This is a genomic window from Dialister hominis, assembly GCF_007164725.1.
GTDB classification, from domain to species: Bacteria; Bacillota; Negativicutes; order Veillonellales; family Dialisteraceae; genus Dialister; species Dialister hominis.
Genome location: NZ_AP019697.1, coordinates 1,173,050 through 1,192,699, shown reverse-complemented (window position 1 = coordinate 1,192,699; position 19,650 = coordinate 1,173,050). Strand labels below are relative to the sequence as shown.

Genomic DNA, 19,650 nt, shown 5'->3' with positions numbered 1-19,650 from the left:
AATGATGGCAGAAAAAAATAAGATGATTGATGGAAAAGAAAATGCAAAAGAGGAAACTTCAGATTTGAACACAAAGGGGCCTGAGCTGGTTCAGATGATTGGAGACAGGCTGACATCCTTAATCGACCAGAACCATCCGGGAAAATCTGTAATCATCAACGGGATCAGCGGGTCTCAGAAATCTCTGGCGGCTGCGTCTCTCCTGGCGAAATATAATACGGCTGTTATTGTGGTTCCTACGCAGAAAGATATTTTCCGGTGGGAAGAAAATCTAAAGTTTTTTGTTCCCGATGCCAGAATATTTTCATTTCCTGTCGTGGAAGAGGCAGGTTTTGAAGGCACTTTTTCCAGTACGGAAAGGTTAAGGGAGCGCATGCGCTCCTTGTCTGCAATGATCAATGGTGAAAAGAGCATCATTATTGCGGCCGCAGTAGAAGCTGCGCAGAAAATTTCAGCTCCTTCTTCTATCAAGGATCATTTATATAAATTTGAGTTAGGCAGTGAAATCGAAAGAAGAGAAGTCCTGGAAGTACTGCAGGATCTGGGGTACGAAAGAGTCGATCAGGTTGAGCGGTCCGGACATTTTTCTGTCAGGGGCGATATCGTCGATATTTATCCGATCAATGAAATTCATCCGGTGAGAATTGAATTCTTCGGTGATGAAATTGACAGCATACGTTTGTTTGATGTAGACAGCCAGCGCTCCATCGAAACACTGGAAAGTCAAAGCGTATTTCCTGTTGCCGTAAAGGGCAGCAAGAATTCATCCGTTCTCTCTTACCTGGATCATGGGATCGTCTTTTATGATGAACCGCAAAGGGGTGAGGAATCCTTAAAGCAGTTCTTTAAGGAAGAAAAAGCCAATGCGGGCAAGGCTTTCCTCTGGAGCGAGCTCATTCATACAGCCCGGAAACAAACGAATCAGGAAATGGTATTCTCGCTTCTCAAGAGGGAACTGGAGGAGTTCAAGCCTTCGGTATACCACAATTGGAACGGGCAGGAGATGACGAATTATCAGAGGCAGATTCCCATTTTTACGGCCGATTTGAAATCCCTTCTGAATAAGAACTGGAAAACTGCAATCGTCATCCCGAGGGCCTCCGAGAAGCGCGAAATCGAGGGAATATTAACGGACCATCAGATACCCATGTCTCTTGATATAGAAGAGGGGAAAGTGGTTCTCCTTGATGGCGTCCTGACAGAGGGGTTTGAACTTTCCGATTTTAATCTGGCCCTGATTACAGCCGGCGATATTCTTGGCAGGCAGAAACTCAGAAAGTACAGTACAAGCGGATCAAGAAAGCAGATCCGTTACTTTTCCGATCTGAATCCGGGGGACTATGTTGTTCAGCAGGTACATGGAATCGGCAGGTACCTTGGCATACGCACGATTGAATTATCCGGTGTCCACAGGGATTACATTACCATCCAGTATGCAGGATCGGATAAGCTTTATCTTCCTGTAGACCAGATTGGTACTTTGGAGAAGTATATCGGTCCGGAAGGAGAAACGCCGCGCCTTCATACCATGGGCGGAGCCAACTGGAAAAAAATCCGCTCAAAGGCGAAAAAATCCATTCAGGAACTGGCTGAAAAGCTTTTGGACGTGTACGCGAAGCGTGAACTGGCAAAGGGTATTGCCTTTGCGCCGGATACGGCAGAACAGGTTGAATTTGAAGATTCATTCCCTTATGTTGAAACAGAAAATCAGGAGAATGCTATTTCCGTCATCAAGAAGGCTATGGAAAAGCCCACACCGATGGACATGCTTCTTTGCGGGGACGTTGGATTTGGAAAGACGGAAGTGGCGATGAGAGCCGTTTTTAAATGTGTCATGAGCGGCTATCAGGCTATGGTTCTGTGTCCTACGACGGTTTTGTCAGAGCAGCATTATAAAAACTTCAAGTCCCGCATGGATTCCTTTGGCGTCAATATTGCGGTGCTGAACAGATTCACAAAGGCTTCTGAAAGGACAAAGATCCTCCATCAGCTTGAATCCGGCGAACTGGATGTTGTCATTGGGACTCATTCTGTCCTGAACAAAAAGATTAAGTGCAGGAGACTGGGACTGCTGGTCGTAGATGAGGAGCAGCGCTTCGGTGTCGTACAGAAAGAAAGAAGAAAATCACTGGCAGAGGGAATCGATGTATTGACTCTTTCGGCAACACCGATACCAAGAACGCTCCATATGAGTTTGACAGGACTTCGTGATATGGTCACGATCACAACGCCGCCTCCTGGAAGACATGCAATCCAGACCTATGTTAGCGAGTACGATGATTCCATTGTCATTGACGCGATTCTTAGGGAAAAGGAACGCGGCGGCCAGTCATTCTTTGTCTACAACAGGATTGAGACGATGCCTGCCATGCTGGATCATCTGAAGAGCATACTGCCGGATACGATATCGATTGGAGTTGCCTATGGCCGGATGGATGGTGCAGTCCTTGAAAAAGTGATGCTTGATTTCTATCAGGGAAAGCATGATGTCCTGCTTTGCACAACCTTGATCGAAAACGGGCTGGATCAGCCAAATGCCAATACGATGCTGGTCTATGATGCAGACAAGCTTGGACTTTCCCAGATTTATCAGATGCGCGGAAGGGTAGGGCGTTCCGATAAAATTGCACGTGCCTGGTTCTTCTATAATAAGGATAAAGTGCTTAGCGAAGTTGCAGAAAAGCGTCTGAACACCATAAGAGAATTTACTGAACTCGGGAGCGGCTTTAAAGTCGCCATGCGCGATCTGGAAATCCGCGGGGCAGGCAATCTTCTGGGATCTGCCCAGCATGGCAATATCGCAAGCGTCGGGTTTGCAGCGTACTGCTCCATGCTTGAGGAGGCTGTGCAGCGTCTGATGGCAGAAAGAGAGCATAAGCCCCTTCCGAAGAAACTGCCGAATACCACTATCGAATTTCGTCAGGATGCGTACCTGGATTCCAAGTACATCAGCAATGAAGAGCAGAAGATGGAAATTTACAGAAGACTGGCATCCGTGGAAGATGAGAAAGAGCTGGCGGATTTGATCGATGAGGCAGTCGACCGCTATGGAACCCCGACAGAACCGGCCGAAAAACTGTTTTCCATTTCCCTGGTCAGAATAAAAGCCAGGAAACTTGGAATAGGGAGTGTCATTGACGAAGGGGATTCCATGCTTCTTACATGGGCGGATGAGGATTTCATGCGTGGATGGAATCCCAACCTTCTGCCAAAAGCGCTTGTTCCATACCTGCATTTCCTTCCGGGAAATCCGGCAAGGCTGAGAATCAGGAAGGCAGGAATCAAGGGCAGCCCCATGAAATGGCTTGGCGGTTTCCTGGATGAGCTGATGAGCGAGATCCATCATTCTTCCCATTAGATTTGCAGTGCATAGAACTCTGCATTTACGGGATTCTGCTTTACATTTATTAGCAAATCTGTTATGACTATATAAGTTATGTTTTTTTGAGGGGCTTTTCCATATTTTTTAATCAGGTGAAAAATGCGTAAAAATTCGTTTATCCAGGGTGCGTTGATCTTGACGGTAGCAGGGATTATCGTCAAGTTCATTGGGGCATTCAGTCGTATCTATCTGTCAAGACTTCTTGGCGGCGAAGGGATTGGGCTCTACCAGATGGCTTATCCGATCTACCTGCTTTGCCTTTCGGTATCGTCAGCAGGTCTTCCTGTGGCTATTTCAATCATGGTTGCAGAAAGAAACGCAGTCAACGATTACTTTGGCGGGCAGAAGGTATTCCGTATATCGCTCGTGACATTGGTTTTGACAGGACTCTTTTTCAGTCTCCTGCTTTTCTTCGGGGCCCAGTGGCTGGTCGACAGTGAAATTGTCCGCGACCAGAGAGCCTATTGGTCACTCCTTGCTTTGTCCCCGGCTGTTTTCTGTGCAACGCTTCTTGCGACGCTAAGAGGTTACTTCCAGGGTCTTCAGCTGATGACACCGACAGCTGTTTCACAGATACTTGAACAGGTCGTCCGTGTTGTTGCCATGATTCTTTTCGCCGTCGTCCTTCTTCCTTATGGACTGGAATACGGAGCTGCCGGCGCAACCCTTGGTGCAGCACCGGGTGCTTTTGTCGGCATACTGACACTTCTTGTTTTCTACTACATGACCCGCGGATGGAGAAATGAACTGGCATCTGAGCAGGATCCATCTATCAAGCCGCAGAGTGTAAAGACAATTATCAAAAGACTGCTTGTTCTTGCCATTCCTGTATCGCTGGCAAATATCATGCTTCCGATCGTTTCATTGATCGATCTTTTCATTGTTCCAAGAAGACTTGAAGTTGCTGGTTTTACGATTGAACAGTCAACAACATTCTTCGGCTATCTGACCGGCATGGCAACGGCTCTTGTCAACATGCCTACCATCGTTACGGCATCTCTGGCAGCAAGTCTTGTTCCTTTCGTTTCGGAAGCTATCGCGCAGAAACGCGGCGACATGGTACTCAAAAGAACAGATACCGCGATGCGCTTGGCCAATCTGATTACCATTCCTTCCTTTGTCGGAATGTGTGTGATTGCCACACCAATTTCTGCCATGCTTTATGCAACTCCGGATGCTGGTCCGTGCATTGCAATCATGAGCTTTGGCATTTTCCTTCTTGGCGTGCAGCAGGTAACAACGGGCGTTCTGCAGGGGATGGGCAAGACTGCCATACCTTTCCTGAACATGGTTGCCAGCGCGTGCTGCAAGATGTTCCTTTCATGGAACCTCACGGCTCTCCCAAGCTGGGGCGTTTTAGGTGCGGCATGGGCAACAAATGCAGACTTTGGCGTTGCAGCCATTCTCAATTTGATTTTCCTTTATAAATACAGACATTACACGATGGACATAAAGCATACGGTCAAGCTCTTCATTGCAGCAGCCGTTATGGGCGTGGTTGCTTATGGCTCTTATCACGCTCTTTACAGCCTGATTCACAGCAATACGCTTTCTACCCTGATTGCAATTGCCCTGGGCGGAGTTGTCTACCTTGTCGGTATCGTGCTGATTCGTGCTGTAACTCCTGATGATGTCAGGGAAATCCCAAAGATCGGCACACGTCTGGCCGCTATTGTGGAAAAGATGAGTTTCAAAAAGTAATATATTGCTTAGGAATGAAAGCATAGTAAAAAGGGGCTGTGACAAAATGGTTAATCATTTTGTTGCAGCCTCTTTTTTGCGTCTTTATTTCATCATTTTTAGCTCTGCTGTAAGCCTTTTACGTAAAAATGCGCGTAAGCCCCCTTACCCCCATAAGACTTTTAATTATATTGTCTTAGGCGGCAATCCTTATACGCATTATTTTTGTGATGTATTTCCTTAAATTATAGCCAAGTGCTACCAGGTATAACTCGGCTTTTACAGAATCTATCCCTTTTCTGACGATTCTTTTGTACCATCTGTCATGTTTCATGATTCCAAAAGTTCCTTCAGCCTGGATTGACCGGTTCATTCTTAGCAGGGCTCCATGGATGCTTTCCAGATTATCCTGAACCTCCTGGTACATGTTATTCCGTTCTCTGCTCAATGAGATTCTTTTGTTCTTCGGGGTCTTTTTACATTGCTCTGCCAGCGGGCATCCTTGGCAGTCTTCGCATTCAAATACTTCCTCCTGCCTGCCGTATAAGTTCCCTCTGACCAGATGTCTATAGATAAATTTGAAAGCCCTGTCATTTGGACAACGGATGGTTCCATTCTCATCAACTCTAAAGTTTATTGGCCGAAACGGATTGGTATGGTATTTCTTGTCTTTCGTTTCTTTCTTGTACATGGGGAATTTCATATACTTTTCCATACCGTGCTGCTCGCAATAGATGTAATTGTTGAAAGATCCATATCCTGCATCTGCCACAGGATACTTAGGATAAGCCCCATAGACTTCGTGGAATTCCTCCATCAGCGGTACGAAGCAATCCATATCTGAACGATACTGGTTAACATCAATTACGGCAATAAATTCATCGGCAACACCTATTTGGACATTGTATGCAGGCAGAAGCTGATCATTTCCCATGTAGTCCGACTTGATTCGCATGAATGTTGCATCCGTATCGGTCTTCGAATAACTGTTTCTGGAAGTACCGCATATCTGTATCTTCTCAACATATTCTTCAAGTTTTGATGTATATGCCTTAAGCTGCTCATACTTGCGTTGATGATCGGACTTGCGATGCCCGCTTCCATGAACAAAGGCCGTCTCATCAATCTGCCAGATTTCTTTTAATTTATCCAATACCAGACGCAGATAGTCCGGAGCGTATTCTGTATTGATGTTTACACTCATATGGTCATACTTAAGATCATCATTGAGTAACTCAAAAAGGCTGGTAATCTTGGCAAAAAGCTTGTAGCGGGATTTTTCAGCGGATTTCTTCCATACCCAGCTGTATTTATTTGCGTTCGCTTCAAACTTGGAACCGTCAATATATATATGCTGCAAATCCACGTTGAGTTTGCCGCAGAGTTCTTTCGTAATTGAATAAAAGATATCCTTGAGAGAATACTTAAGAAAGCCCTTCACGAAATGACAGAATGTCCGATAGGATGGGGCTTCATAATTCATCAGGTACATATATCTGATATTAACCCTGCAATTATCTTCAAGTTTTCTAAAAGAGCAATATCCTTCTTCTGCGAAACCATAGATGATCGTTTTCAGCATGTTGACGGGATTATACCTGGGTCTGCCAGCGCCACGCGTCGGTATGTAACGAAGGTACTTTTTAAGATCGATTTCCTCCATAAATCTGTCATACATTAAAACAGGATCATCGACATTGAGAATCTCAGAGGGAAACATTGGCAAAATGCCTTGTTCTGCGGTAAAATGATTGCTAGTGTTGTTATTTTTCATTGTAAAAAATTATAACACGAAAGGCTCTGCCCCGGACCAAATGATCCGGGGCAGAGCCCTTTTTGTTGGGATGAATTTTGTCACATCCCCTTTTTACTATGCAGCTGATTTAAATGACGCGGCTGGCATTTGCCAGGCAGCGTTCTGTTTCGGATACGATATCTTCAACGATTTCCTGTACGGGCTGAATCTTTGTCAAATGGGTCAGTGACATGCCGGCGAGGATAAAGCCGTTTTCTGTGTCGCCTTCAATGGCACCTTTTCTGTTTGTCCCTCTGGAAAGTGCAGTCAAGGTGCTCAAAGGAGCACCGCTGTATTCTTCCTGCAGATACTTATCAGAGAACTTATTTCTTAATCCTCTGACACTGTCTCCGGTAGTGAAGCCGCAGACGACAGAATCCGTATCGTTGGCATTGATGATGGCCTGCTTGGCATTGGGGTGAAGCAGGTGGCATTCCTCAGCAAGAAGGAAGCGTGTACCCATCTGGACACCTGAAGCGCCCATGATCAGAGATGCCGCAACACCTCTTCCGTCCACGATGCCTCCGGCTGCAACCAGTGGAATCTCGATGTCGGGAAGAATGTTTTCCAGGAGAGCCATGAGTGTCACTTTACCGTCATGTCCGCCTGCTTCCATGCCTTCGACGATGATGGCATCAGCTCCGGCATCCTGCACACGCTTGGCAAGCTTTGCATTTGGAACAACCGGAATGCATTTGATGCCTGCATGATGAAGAGGTTCAAACCATGGGAGGGGATTGCCTGCACCAATGGTTACGAAGGGGACTTTCTCATCACAGATCACCTGAGCAACATCATCGACGTTTGGCGCCTGCAGCATTAAATTGACGCCGTAGCATTTCCCGTTTCCCAGAATGTCTTTGGCTGTCCTGATACTGTCCCTGACTTCATCTGCAGAGAATCCGCCCGAGCCTATGACGCCTGCGCAGCCTGCATGATTCATTGCAGCCGCCAGCACTCCGTCTGAAATATAGGCCATTGCACCCTGAATAATGGGGTAATCAATACTGAGGAGCTTCGTTAACTTTGTGTTCCATGACATAATATCCATCTCCTTGCGATATGAAAATACCGGATTAAAGTGAAATTTCATAATGGACTTTGCTTGATGCCTTATGAAGACCGGTTTATTATTCTTTTCCCATTATACCTGCTTTATGTGGAATAGGTAAGTTTTAAGCCCTATCATGCGGATTACCGGAAGACAAATGCATAATGAATGCATGAAAGTAACCCTTTGGCTGCTATGCAATGCGCAAATTTCATGTAATGAGAAAACATAGGAAAATATCTGCCTGAAATGAACCATGATGAGGAAATGATATAAAAACGGATAAAGGCTTTGATTTTAGAAGAGAGTCAATGTGGAAATATCAGCCTTTCCTGCACGTAAAATATAGGAATAAGTATATATTACATAATTTTAATGCACATTATGGTTAAATAATGTATACTTAATTATAGAATTAACGGCAGTTGTTGTAGTATTATTAACTGCGTGATATACTGTAAGGGTAGAGTTCAGGCTTTTCTCTATCCCTAATTTCATAAATATATGATACGGAAGTGATAAAGGTGGAAGGGGACTCCTTAATGATGCTTCTTGTGCCGGAGATGATGATTGAAGCACAGGAGCGGTATGAAATCCTCAGACAGATCCATGCAGCACAACCGGTCGGAAGACATCTTTTAACCGTACAGACGGAATTGTCAGACAGCATTATTCGGAAACACATTGAAGAAATGGAGCGGACCGGGCTTTTGGTTTACAGGCCCTCCGGGATCAGTTTGACCAGCAAGGGTGAATCACTCCTGGAGCCGCTTTCCCATTATTTCCGGAAAAGTCCTTTTTCCGATAAGATGGCAGCATCTTTGCAGAAAATCTTATCGATGAAAAAGGTCATACTGGTGCGGGGAGATTCTGATGAGAAGGAGTCAGTAAGAGGTGATATAGCCCAGGAGGCCGCCTTGGCCCTGATTCGTCTTATAAGAGATGATGACATAGTGGCAGTGAGCGGCGGAGCATTGATGGCTGAACTGGCGGAAATGCTCCCAAAGCTTCACATGAATGTGGATGTTTTACCGATCAGAAGAGGATTTGGCAGGAGAATAGATTTTTTACCAAATAATGTGGCAGCTCATATGGCTGAAAAATTAGGAGGGAAGTATCACATCCTTCAAATACCGGATGGATTGAGTCCCGAGTTTTTCTACAAGCTGAAAAAAGAATTGCCGCAGATCAATCAGACAGAAGAATTGTTTTCAAAAGCGGGTATATTGGTTACTGGTATAGACAGTGCAGAGGATATTAAGAAGTATCACGAACTTCCATCAGATGTAACGAGGCGGCTGGAAAAGGAAAATGTATCCAGCGAAGCTTTGGGACTATATGTCAATGCGGAAGGGAAAATCTTATATCGCCTGTACAATGTCGGCATTTCCAGGGACGATATACCAGCAATACCACATATATTAATTACTGCAGGCGGAAGTCATAATGGGGAAGCGATCCTTGCTGTGGCAAGAGCAGGAATACGCGGAGTCCTCATTACTGATGAAGGGGCCGGCAGAAAAATACTTCAACTAGTTTCAGGTGAAAAAGCGACAACAGGAGGTTGCAAAGATCATGGTTAAAGTCGGAATTAATGGATTTGGCAGAATTGGAAGACTCGTATTTCGCGGCATGCTGAAGAGGGACGATCTGGAAGTCGTTGCTATTAACAATCCAAGCGGGGTTGAAACAGCTGCTTACCTTCTTAAATACGATACTGTTCACGGAAGACTTGATGAAAAGGTAGAAATTGACGGCGACGATTTGATCATTGAAGGCAAACGTGTTCATGTTTTCCAGAATCGTGATCCGGAGCATCTGGACTGGAGCAAGTATGGTGTTGAAATCGTTGTAGAATCCACAGGCAAGCTGAAAGATAAAGTCAGCGCCGGAAAGCATATCAAGGGAACTGTGAAAAAGGTTATTATCACAGCACCGGGCAAAGATGATGACGCAACGATTGTTATGGGCGTCAATGAAGAAACATATGACCCGAAGGCAGACAATATTATTTCCAACGCTTCCTGCACGACAAACTGCCTCGCTCCGATTGTAAAAGTACTGCATGAACAGTTCCACATTGTACGCGGACTTATGACAACCGTTCATTCCTATACGAATGACCAGGCTATTCTTGAAAAAGCACACAAGAAGGATCCAAGAAGAGGCCGTGCTGCTGCAGAAAACATTATTCCGACTTCCACAGGCGCAGCAAAGGCAATCGGCATTGTCATTCCTGAAATGAAAGGCAAACTGAACGGACTGGCTATCCGCGTTCCGACCCCGGACGTATCCCTGGTCGATCTGGTTGTTGAACTGGAAAAGACAGTTACAAAGGAAGAAGTCAACGAAGCATTGAAGAAAGCCGCTGAAGACGAATTGAAAGGAATCCTTGCTTATACGGATGAACCCCTTGTATCCAGCGATTTCCGCACAACAAATGTAAGCTCTACCGTTGACAGCCTGCTCACCATGGTTATGGACGGCAATCTTGTCAAAGTTATTGCATGGTACGATAACGAATGGGGTTATTCAATGCGTATTATTGATCTTGTAGCTTATGTTGCATCGAAAGGACTGTAATGATGAACAAGCAGACAGTGTATGATCTTAAGCCTGAAGGAAAGGTTGTATACATCCGTGTCGATTATAATGTTCCCCATGATAAAGAGGGGAATATTCTGGATGACCGCAGAATCCGGGCTACAATTCCAACAATTCAGTATCTTCTGAATCAGGGCGCAGCCATTGTCCTGGCCAGTCATATGGGAAGGCCGAAGGGCGAATATAAAGCAGAATTATCTCTCCGTCCTGCTGCAGCCCGTCTGGCAGAACTTTTACAAAAAGAAGTCAAATTCATTCCGGACTGCATTGGACCCGAAGCTGATCAGGCCAAAGAAGAACTGAAGCCGGGCGAGATTATTCTTCTTGAAAACTTAAGATTCCATAAGGAAGAAGAAAAGAATGATCCGGATTTTGCCAAAGCACTTGTCAAAGGATGCGATCTGGCTGTTAACGATGCTTTCGGCGTATCCCACCGTACACATGCATCCATCGTAGGCGTTGGCAGACTTTTGCCTATGGTATCCGGCCTTCTTCTTAAAAAGGAAATTGATTTCCTTGACGGCGTCATTGAACATCCGGAAAGGCCATTTGCTGCGATTATAGGCGGAGCAAAAATTAGTGACAAGATCCAGGTTATTGCAAACCTGATGGAAAAGGCAGATGTCATCCTGATTGGCGGCGGCATGGCGAATACATTCGTTGCAGCCCAGGGTTATGACATGGGCGAATCCTTGCAGGACAAAGACCGCTTTGATTTGGCAAGAAACCTTATGAAGAAGGCAAATGATCTTGGATCAAGCATCATGCTGCCGGTTGATTTCATGGCAGGTGATTCATTCTCCGCTGAAGCAAAGACAAAGGTTCTTTCGGCAGAAGAATTCTCCAGCCCGTGGATGGCGCTTGATATCGGTCCTAAGACCATTGATCTTTATGTTGAAACTTTGCAGAAAATGAAGACTGTCGTTTGGAATGGCCCGATGGGCGTTTTCGAAATGGAACCATTCTCAAAGGGAACCTATGCAATAGCTAAGGCTATGGCATCCCTCAATGCGACGACTGTCATCGGCGGAGGAGAATCCGCATCGGTTGTTGATCTGCTTGGAATCGGAGACAAATTCTCTCATGTATCGACAGGCGGCGGCGCTTCGCTGGAAATGCTTGAAGGAATGATTCTTCCGGGCGTTGCAATCCTTGCTGACAAGGAGTGATAATTTGAGGAAAAAGTTAATTGCAGGAAATTGGAAGATGAATCAGACGGTGACGGAGGCAGGTCACTATTTTGAAAAGTTTAAAGTAAAAGCCAGGGAAGATGTAGATTTGGTTTTCATTCTTCCTTTTACCGATATTCCAGTTGCCAAATTTTTTATAAGCAGATCATCAATCGGTCTTGGCGCACAGAATATGTATCCGGCGGAAAGCGGAGCTTTTACCGGAGAGATTTCACCTCTTATGCTCAAGGATCTTGGATGCACGTATGTCATTTGCGGACATTCTGAAAGAAGAGAGATCCTGGGAGAGAGCGATGAATTTATTGCCAGGAAAGTAAAATGTGCACTGGATCACGATATAACTCCGATTCTTTGCGTCGGTGAAACAAAGGATGAACATGATGCAGGGAAAACAGAGGAGAAAATAGAAACACAGGTAAGGGCAGCTCTTGAGAAAATCCCCACTGATAAGGTTTCAAATGTTGTTATCGCTTATGAACCTATCTGGGCGATCGGCTCGGGCGCAGCGGCAACTGCAGATGAAGCAGAAGCGGTTGCAAAGCTGATTCGGCAGATTGTTAAAAATATTGCCGGGAAAAAAGTTTCAGATCAGGTGCGGATTCTCTATGGCGGTTCTGTCAATGCCGGAAATATCAACGATTTTACTGGAGAAAAAGATATTGACGGCGCTTTGGTCGGTGGGGCCAGCTTAAAACCAGAAGAATTCATTTCTATTTATCAGAAAGCTTGAGAAATCATTTTTATTAAAGGGACAGATGAAAGGGTATAGGTGGAGTTAGATTATGGCAGTCATTACGGATCTTCATGCAAGAGAAATTTTAGATTCACGTGGAAATCCTACTTTGGAAGTCGATATGTCACTGGAGGATGGGACATTTGCCCGCGCCGGAGTTCCGTCCGGTGCTTCTACCGGTATCTTTGAAGCCACCGAACTTCGTGATGGAGATGAGACAAGGTATGGCGGAAAGGGTGTTCTTAAAGCCGTAGATAACGTAAATGGTGAAATTGCAGATGCCGTTATCGGTTGGGACGCAAGTGATCAGAGAGGGCTGGATCATATTCTGATCAACCTTGATGGAACCGAAAACAAGAGCAGACTCGGTGCAAATGCCATTCTTGGCGTATCCCTTGCTGCTGCTCATGCTGCAGCCAACTCATTTGGACTTCCGCTCTACCAGTACCTTGGCGGAGTGAATGCACACGTACTGCCTGTTCCGATGATGAACGTACTTAATGGCGGCGCTCATGCAGACAACAATGTTGATATCCAGGAAAGCATGATCATGCCTGTCGGAGCTTCCAGCTTCAGGGACGGCCTTCGCATGTGCGCTGAGGTATACCACACTTTAAAAGCTGTTCTTAAGGATAGAGGACTTTCTACTGCAGTTGGAGACGAAGGCGGATTTGCTCCGGATCTTCCGTCCAATGAAGCAGCTATGGAACTTCTCTGCGAAGCTATCGAAAAAGCAGGCTATACTGCAGGAAGCGATATTGTCCTTGCTACTGACGTTGCTGCATCTGAACTCCTTGGCGACGACGGCTTATACCATTTATCCGGAGATCATGCAGCAAAGACCGCTGAACAGATGATTGAATTCTACGATCACCTGATTTCCGAGTACCCGATTGTTTCCATTGAAGACGGGCTTGGAGAAGAAGACTGGGAAGGATGGAAACTTCTGACAGATTCACTGGGAGACAAAGTACAGCTTGTTGGGGACGACCTTTTCGTTACCAATACAGAACGTCTTTCCAGAGGAATTGCAGAAGGCGTTGCCAACTCCATTCTGATTAAACTGAATCAGATCGGCACGCTGACTGAAACATTTGAAGCCGTACAGATGGCACAGAGAGCCGGTTACACAGCTGTTATTTCCCATCGCTCGGGCGAAACGGCAGATACGACAATTGCTGATCTGGCAGTTGCTTTGAATGCAGGACAGATCAAGACAGGAGCGCCGTGCAGATCTGAACGAGTTGCAAAATACAACCAGCTCCTCCGCATTGAAGAAGGACTTGATGCAGATGCCTGCTATGGAAGCGAAGGGCTTGCCGGCAAGCTGCGTATATTTGAAAAATAAAAAAACGGAGCTGTGACAAAATGCGCAATCATTTTGCCACAGCCCTTTTTTTATGCATCATATACAGCATGTCAATAAATTAGTGCAATCATTATGAAGAAATGATACAATAAGACGGTATAAAACGTTAAAATTATTTGGACCATAAATTACAAAGGAGAGACAACATGAGTAAAGTATTTGTTATCGGTCATAAATCACCGGACACAGACAGTATAGCTGCTGCCGTTTCCTATTCCTATTTGAAAAGACAGCTTGGCGTTGATGCCGTAGCAGCCAGAGCAGGGGAACCAAACAAAGAAACAAAGTTCGCACTTGATTATTTCAAGGTAGAAGCACCTGTTTTACTGGAAAGCACTGCAAGAAAGAATCCGGATGATGAAAAGACAAAACTGATTCTTGTCGATCACAATGAATCCAAGCAGTGCGTAGACGGCGCAAAGGATGCAGAAGTCCTTGAACTGATCGATCATCACAGACTGGGTGATTTTGAAACCGAAAATCCGATTTTCATCCTGATCCGCCCGGTAGGATGCGTAAACACCGTTATTTACGGCCTTTACAAGGCAAATGGAGTAAAACCGTCCAAAGAAGTTGCCGGAATGATGCTTTCTGCGATCATCTCTGATACAGTTCTGTTCAGATCCCCGACTACAACAGATGAAGACAAGGCTGCAGTCAAGGAACTGGCAGAAATTGCAGGCGTCGATTATGAAGCTTACGGCATGGAAATGCTTAAGGCAGGCGCTGACATTTCTGATTACCCGGCAGAAAAGCTTGCTCACAATGATACCAAGGAATTTGAAGCAGGCGGAAAAGTTTTCAGCTGCGGTCAGATTTCTGTTATGGATCTTGAACCGATCGAAGCCAAGCGCGCAGATATCATGAAAGTTCTTGAGGAAACCAAGGCAGAAAAACAGTATGAAGCTTCCTACCTGATGGTTACCAATATTCTGACAGAAGATACATATCTCTGGTTTACCAGCGGCGCTGAAGCTGCAGCTGAAGAAGCTTTCGGCAAGAAAGCGGAAGATAGATGTGTATATCTTCCTAAGGTCATGTCCCGTAAGAAACAGGTAGCTCCGTTCCTGTTAAAAGTATACGGAAAATAATTGATTCGATGAATGTAGGAAGAACTCATTTTTGACAGGTACAGTCATTTATGGGTTCTTCTTTTTACACTAAGGAGATTTGAGGATTTGTCTAATTATTTAAACACATTAAACGACCAGCAGTTGAGAGCGGTAAAGCAGATAGACGGACCAGTCCTGATCCTGGCAGGGGCCGGTTCAGGCAAGACGAAGTCATTGACCTGCAGGATTGCCTACATGATGGAATCGGGAATCAGTCCGTCTGAAATTCTGGCAATCACTTTCACAAACAAGGCTGCCCAGGAAATGAGGGAACGTATTCATGCTCTTGTGGGGCCTTCTGCTGACAAAATCTGGATGTATACATTTCATTCCTTCGGCGCAAGATTCCTCAGACGTGAAATCAGCAATTATCCTCCATATAATGATAAATTTACGATTTATGATTCGGATGATTCCAAAACACTCATAAAAAATATACTTAAGGAACTGAATCTGGATGACAAGCAGTTCCAGCCCAATATCATTCAGGCGCATATATCTTCAGCAAAGGGCCAGCTGCTTGAGCCGAAAGCATTCCGCGCGCAGGTTGGATCGAACTTCTTTGCACAGAAGGTTGCCGATGTATATGAATCTTATGACAAGCATCTGAAGCAGAACAATGCGCTTGACTTCGACGACCTGCTTTTCATGACGACAAAGCTCTTATCGATTGAATCAATCCGGAGACGCTGGCAGGACAGATTCCACTATATTTTGATCGATGAATATCAGGATACGAACCATGCACAGTACCTGATGGCAAAACTTATTGCAGGAAAGAATCAGAATATCTGTGCAGTCGGTGATGCTGACCAGAGTATTTATTCCTGGCGCGGCGCCGATCTCAGGAATATCATTGATTTCCAGCAGGATTATCCGTCTGCCAAGGTGATCAAACTTGAACAGAACTACCGCTCGACGCAGACGATTCTGGATGCGGCAAACGCAGTCATTCAAAATAACTCCGGAAGACCGTCCAAGCGGTTATGGACAGAAAACAACCAGGGCAAGCCTCTTATCCTCTATACAGCTTCCGATGAGCACAGTGAAGCTGATTTCATCGTAAATACGATGAGAAAAGAACACAATGAGGAGCATCAGCTGTATGGAAATATGGCTGTCTTGTACCGTATGAATGCGCAGTCGCGAGTCATTGAAGAAGCGCTCGTAAAAAGCGGAATCGGATATACGATGGTCGGAGGGACGAGATTCTATGACCGCGCAGAAATCCGTGATATGCTTGCATACCTCAAGCTGGTATCCAATCTTAAAGATAATGTCAGCCTTATGCGTATCATCAATGTCCCCAAGCGCGGAATAGGGGCGGCAACCGTACAGAAGCTTTCCGATTACGCCAACGAAAGAAATACATCCATGTTCGAAGCAATGATGGATCTGGACGGGCTTGATGTCTCTTCATCTACGAAGACAAAGCTCCAGAACTTCATAGCCATGATGTTTGAGTTCCTGAATGCATCTACCGAGACGAATGTCTTTGGCCTGCTTCAGAAAATAATGACGGATACGAAGTATCTGGAACAGCTGCAGGAAAGCAAGGATCCGCAGGTACAGAGCCGTGAGGAAAACCTTGGTGAACTTCTCTCTGTTGCCAAGGATTTCAATAATGATAATCCGGAAGGCGGAGTATCAGATTTCCTTGAAAAGGTTGCTCTTGTCAACGATGTGGATACGTATGAGAATGAAAATGACAGAGTGACACTGATGACGATCCACAGTGCCAAGGGACTGGAATTCCCGATTGTATTCCTGGCCGGAATGGATGAAGGCATATTCCCCGGCGTCCGTTCTCTGATGGATGAGTCCAAACTAGAAGAGGAACGCCGTCTCTGCTACGTGGCTTTGACCAGAGCAAAGGAAAAGCTGTATTTATCCAATGCCCATATGCGCACGATGTATGGTCAGATCAAGCCGTACCTTCCCAGCCGTTTTATTGATGAAATTCCTCAGGACCTCCTGACGCATGTCGAGTCTGATGAACGGCAGGACAGGGCTTTCCAGGCAAGAAGGCGGGAGACGGCCAGCAGAGTCGATTATGCAATGTCGGAAGTATCCGTTGTGAATAAGCCAAAACCGCAGAAAGAGCCGAAACGCTATGACTGGAAGGTAGGAGATACGGCTGTACATAACCTCTGGGGGAAGGGGAAAGTCGTTGCAGTTATGGGATCGGACAGCAAAATGATGCTGAAGATTGAATTCCCGGGAAATAAGATTCGTCAGGTCATGGTTGCATTTGCTCCAATAACGAAAGGAGAATGATTATGGTTCCTGAAGATGTGCGAGAAGAAGCCGAAAAACTGAAAAAGGAGCTTCGTCATCACAGCTACTTGTACTATGTATTGGACAAGCCTGAAATTTCAGATTATGAATTTGACCATATGTACAGAAAGCTTGTAGACATAGAGGCAAAGTATCCTGAGCTTGTTACTCCGGATTCTCCGACACAGAGAGTCGGGGGAAAGGCAACGGATGATTTCCAGAAGGTAAGATTCAGGAAGCCTATGCTGAGCCTTGCCAATGCGTTCAGCGCCGATGAGCTCCGGGATTTTGACCGCAGGGTCAAGGAAGGGCTTGAAACAGACCACGTCCAGTATATTACGGAGCTCAAAATCGACGGGCTCTCAATGAACCTGATCTATAAAAACGGCGTTTTGACGCAGGGGCTGACAAGAGGCGACGGAAGAGTCGGCGAAGATGTTACAAGCAATGTAAAAACGATTCATACGATTCCGCTTTACATAGAAAACGCTCCGCCATATATGGAAGTCCGCGGTGAAGTTTACATGCCGAGAAAAAGCTTCATCATGCTCAATGAGGAAAGGGATGAAGCCGGACTCATGCCGTTTGCAAACTGCAGGAATGCAGCAGCAGGTTCCCTGCGCCAGCTTGATCCGCATGTCACGGCTGCCCGCAATCTGGCTTTTTTCGCGTATGCATTAGGCGACATTGAAGGCCTTGAAATTTCCTCGCAGGAAGAGCTTCTGATGAAACTTTCCGAATTCCATTTCCAGGTAAACCCGAATTATAAGAAATGGGATTCCATTGAAGGAGTCATCCAGGGCGTCAATGACTGGGAAGTCCGCAGGCATGATCTTGGATACGACACTGACGGAATGGTTATAAAAGTCAATGACTTTGCGCAGCAGGAAAAGCTTGGCGCAACCGTCAAGGATCCGCGCTGGGCCATGGCTTACAAGTACCCGCCGGAAGAGGCCGAGACTAAAGTTGAAAAAATTGTCGTAACTCTTGGAAGGACAGGAGTCCTGACACCATCTGCCGATCTTGAACCGGTCCATCTGGCAGGGACAGTCGTAAAAAGAGCAACCCTCCATAATATGGATTTCATTAAAGAAAAGGATATCCGCGAAGGGGATTACGTAAAGATCTACAAAGCCGGGGAAATCATTCCGGAAATAGACCGCGTGCTGAAGGAAAAACGAAATGGTTCTGAAAAGCCATTTGAAATTCCGGAAGTCTGTCCGGTATGCGGAAGCCCTGTGGGACGTCCTGCCGGCGAAGTCGCTTACAGGTGTACAAATCCGAACTGCGGCGGCATAGTCCGCGAAAAGCTGGTGCATTTTGCCTCCAGAGATGCCATGAACATCGAGGGAATGGGGCCGTCAGTGGTCGATAGCCTTCTGGCATACAGGCTTGTTTCTGATCCCGGTGATTTCTACAGGCTTACTCAGGATGAGCTTGAACAGATTGAACGGATGGGAGAAAAGCGTGCCGGAAACCTGATTGCAGCAATAGAAAAGAGCAAGGAAAGCGGATTGGCAAAACTGCTCTTTGGCCTGGGCATCCGTTTCCTTGGTGCAAAAGGTGCTGAGCTCGTAGCCGGAAAGTACCATACCATGGAGGAGCTGGAAAATGCCGGCACAGATGATATCCAGAGTATTGACGGAATCGGCAAGGCAACGGCTGAAAGTTTGTACAGCTACCTGCATGATATGGAAAATATGAAGGTACTGGATAAGCTTAAAAGCGCAGGCGTCATGATGGAAGCAGCCGTCGAAGAGGAAACAGGAAGCGCCTTTGAAGGTGAAATGGTCGTGCTGACAGGAAAATTATCCAGCATGGGGCGGCGCGAGGCAAGAGATCTCATCAAAAGCCAGGGCGGCTCTGTCCAAAGTTCCATCACGAACCATACGACCCTTGTCGTAGCAGGGGAAGACGCAGGAAGCAAACTGGACAAGGCCAGAGAAAAAGGAATCCCTGTCCTTAGTGAAGAAGAATTTCTGGCAAGACTTGGAAGAGCGTAATGAATGTTTCCGCATTCTTGATGCATAAGAGGGAAAAAGGATGCAGCAATGCTCTTCTATAACAGATCAAAGCCTTATTTATACGGTTTTTCCGTATCTGTGATATAATTGAAAAAGGTTTTTTCTGGTTAAAATACAAGATAAGGAAGTGTACTATGAAAATCACAATTGAGGAAGCCAAGAAGATTGCGCTTCTTTCCAGATTAGAGTTTTCTCCGGAGGATCTGGAAAAAATGCGTGAATCAATGAACAGCATTCTGACTCATATGGAAGAACTCAGCCAGTATGATACGACAGATGTTGCGCCAACGGTACATGCAGTAGAACAGTATAACGTTATGCGTGAAGATAAACCACATCAATCCTTCACAAATGAACAGGCACTTATGAATGCGCCTGAAAGTGAAGATGGATATTTTAAAGTACCAAAAATTATTTAAGCGGGAGGTGCGGC

The 19,650-nt window shown here is 45.6% G+C and carries 13 protein-coding genes; 11 read left to right on the top strand and 2 right to left on the bottom strand.

What is annotated here, in order from left to right; all coding sequences use genetic code 11:
* Window positions 1–4: 4 nt before the first annotated feature.
* Both mfd and Dia5BBH33_RS05575 read left to right on the top strand, forming a co-directional pair.
* Window positions 5–3,358 carry a transcription-repair coupling factor gene (gene mfd / locus Dia5BBH33_RS05580; RefSeq protein WP_232518104.1) on the top strand — a complete coding sequence of 1,118 codons (3,354 nt, stop codon included), beginning with the start codon at window positions 5–7 and terminating at the stop codon, window positions 3,356–3,358.
* A gap of 123 nt (window positions 3,359–3,481) precedes the next feature.
* The gene (locus tag Dia5BBH33_RS05575; protein ID WP_108849644.1) at window positions 3,482–5,083 is read left to right on the top strand and encodes a putative polysaccharide biosynthesis protein; all 1,602 of its coding nucleotides are present in this window, start codon (window positions 3,482–3,484) and stop codon (window positions 5,081–5,083) included.
* A 175-nt stretch (window positions 5,084–5,258) separates the two neighbouring features.
* Here Dia5BBH33_RS05575 and Dia5BBH33_RS05570 read toward each other — a convergent pair whose 3' ends face one another.
* Window positions 5,259–6,836 (bottom strand): IS1182 family transposase, encoded by a 1,578-nt coding sequence (locus Dia5BBH33_RS05570; protein ID WP_143332102.1) that lies wholly within the window; start codon window positions 6,834–6,836, stop codon window positions 5,259–5,261.
* Between the two features lie 109 nt (window positions 6,837–6,945).
* Entirely contained in the window at window positions 6,946–7,899 is a 954-nt protein-coding gene (locus Dia5BBH33_RS05565) for a nitronate monooxygenase (protein ID WP_022382430.1), read from the bottom strand.
* A 551-nt stretch (window positions 7,900–8,450) separates the two neighbouring features.
* Here Dia5BBH33_RS05565 and Dia5BBH33_RS05560 point away from each other — a divergent pair.
* The 9 genes from Dia5BBH33_RS05560 to gatC all read left to right on the top strand — a co-directional run bounded on the left by Dia5BBH33_RS05560 (window position 8,451) and on the right by gatC (window position 19,636).
* A complete protein-coding gene (locus tag Dia5BBH33_RS05560; RefSeq protein WP_022382429.1) occupies window positions 8,451–9,491 on the top strand; it encodes a sugar-binding transcriptional regulator in 1,041 nt (346 codons plus the stop codon).
* Window positions 9,481–10,491: a type I glyceraldehyde-3-phosphate dehydrogenase gene (gene gap, locus Dia5BBH33_RS05555; protein ID WP_162849343.1), complete on the top strand. Its 1,011-nt coding sequence runs from the start codon at window positions 9,481–9,483 to the stop codon at window positions 10,489–10,491. Before Dia5BBH33_RS05560 ends, gap begins: the two co-directional genes overlap by 11 nt.
* Before the next feature lie 2 nt (window positions 10,492–10,493).
* Entirely contained in the window at window positions 10,494–11,681 is a 1,188-nt protein-coding gene (locus tag Dia5BBH33_RS05550) for a phosphoglycerate kinase (RefSeq protein ID WP_144269409.1), read from the top strand.
* A 4-nt stretch (window positions 11,682–11,685) separates the two neighbouring features.
* Window positions 11,686–12,432 carry a triose-phosphate isomerase gene (tpiA, locus tag Dia5BBH33_RS05545; RefSeq protein WP_143332542.1) on the top strand — a complete coding sequence of 249 codons (747 nt, stop codon included), beginning with the start codon at window positions 11,686–11,688 and terminating at the stop codon, window positions 12,430–12,432.
* 52 nt (window positions 12,433–12,484) lie between these two features.
* On the top strand, window positions 12,485–13,783 hold the full coding sequence (gene eno / locus Dia5BBH33_RS05540; RefSeq protein WP_143332541.1) for a phosphopyruvate hydratase: 1,299 nt from the start codon (window positions 12,485–12,487) through the stop codon (window positions 13,781–13,783).
* A 167-nt stretch (window positions 13,784–13,950) separates the two neighbouring features.
* On the top strand, window positions 13,951–14,895 hold the full coding sequence (locus Dia5BBH33_RS05535; RefSeq protein ID WP_022382424.1) for a manganese-dependent inorganic pyrophosphatase: 945 nt from the start codon (window positions 13,951–13,953) through the stop codon (window positions 14,893–14,895).
* Between the two features lie 87 nt (window positions 14,896–14,982).
* Entirely contained in the window at window positions 14,983–17,193 is a 2,211-nt protein-coding gene (gene pcrA / locus Dia5BBH33_RS05530; protein ID WP_143332540.1) for a DNA helicase PcrA, read from the top strand.
* 2 nt (window positions 17,194–17,195) lie between these two features.
* Window positions 17,196–19,196: an NAD-dependent DNA ligase LigA gene (gene ligA, locus Dia5BBH33_RS05525; protein ID WP_143332539.1), complete on the top strand. Its 2,001-nt coding sequence runs from the start codon at window positions 17,196–17,198 to the stop codon at window positions 19,194–19,196.
* 155 nt (window positions 19,197–19,351) lie between these two features.
* Window positions 19,352–19,636, top strand: a complete 285-nt coding sequence (gene gatC, locus Dia5BBH33_RS05520; RefSeq protein ID WP_022382420.1) for an Asp-tRNA(Asn)/Glu-tRNA(Gln) amidotransferase subunit GatC — start codon at window positions 19,352–19,354, stop codon at window positions 19,634–19,636.
* The last annotated feature ends 14 nt before the right edge of the window (window positions 19,637–19,650 follow it).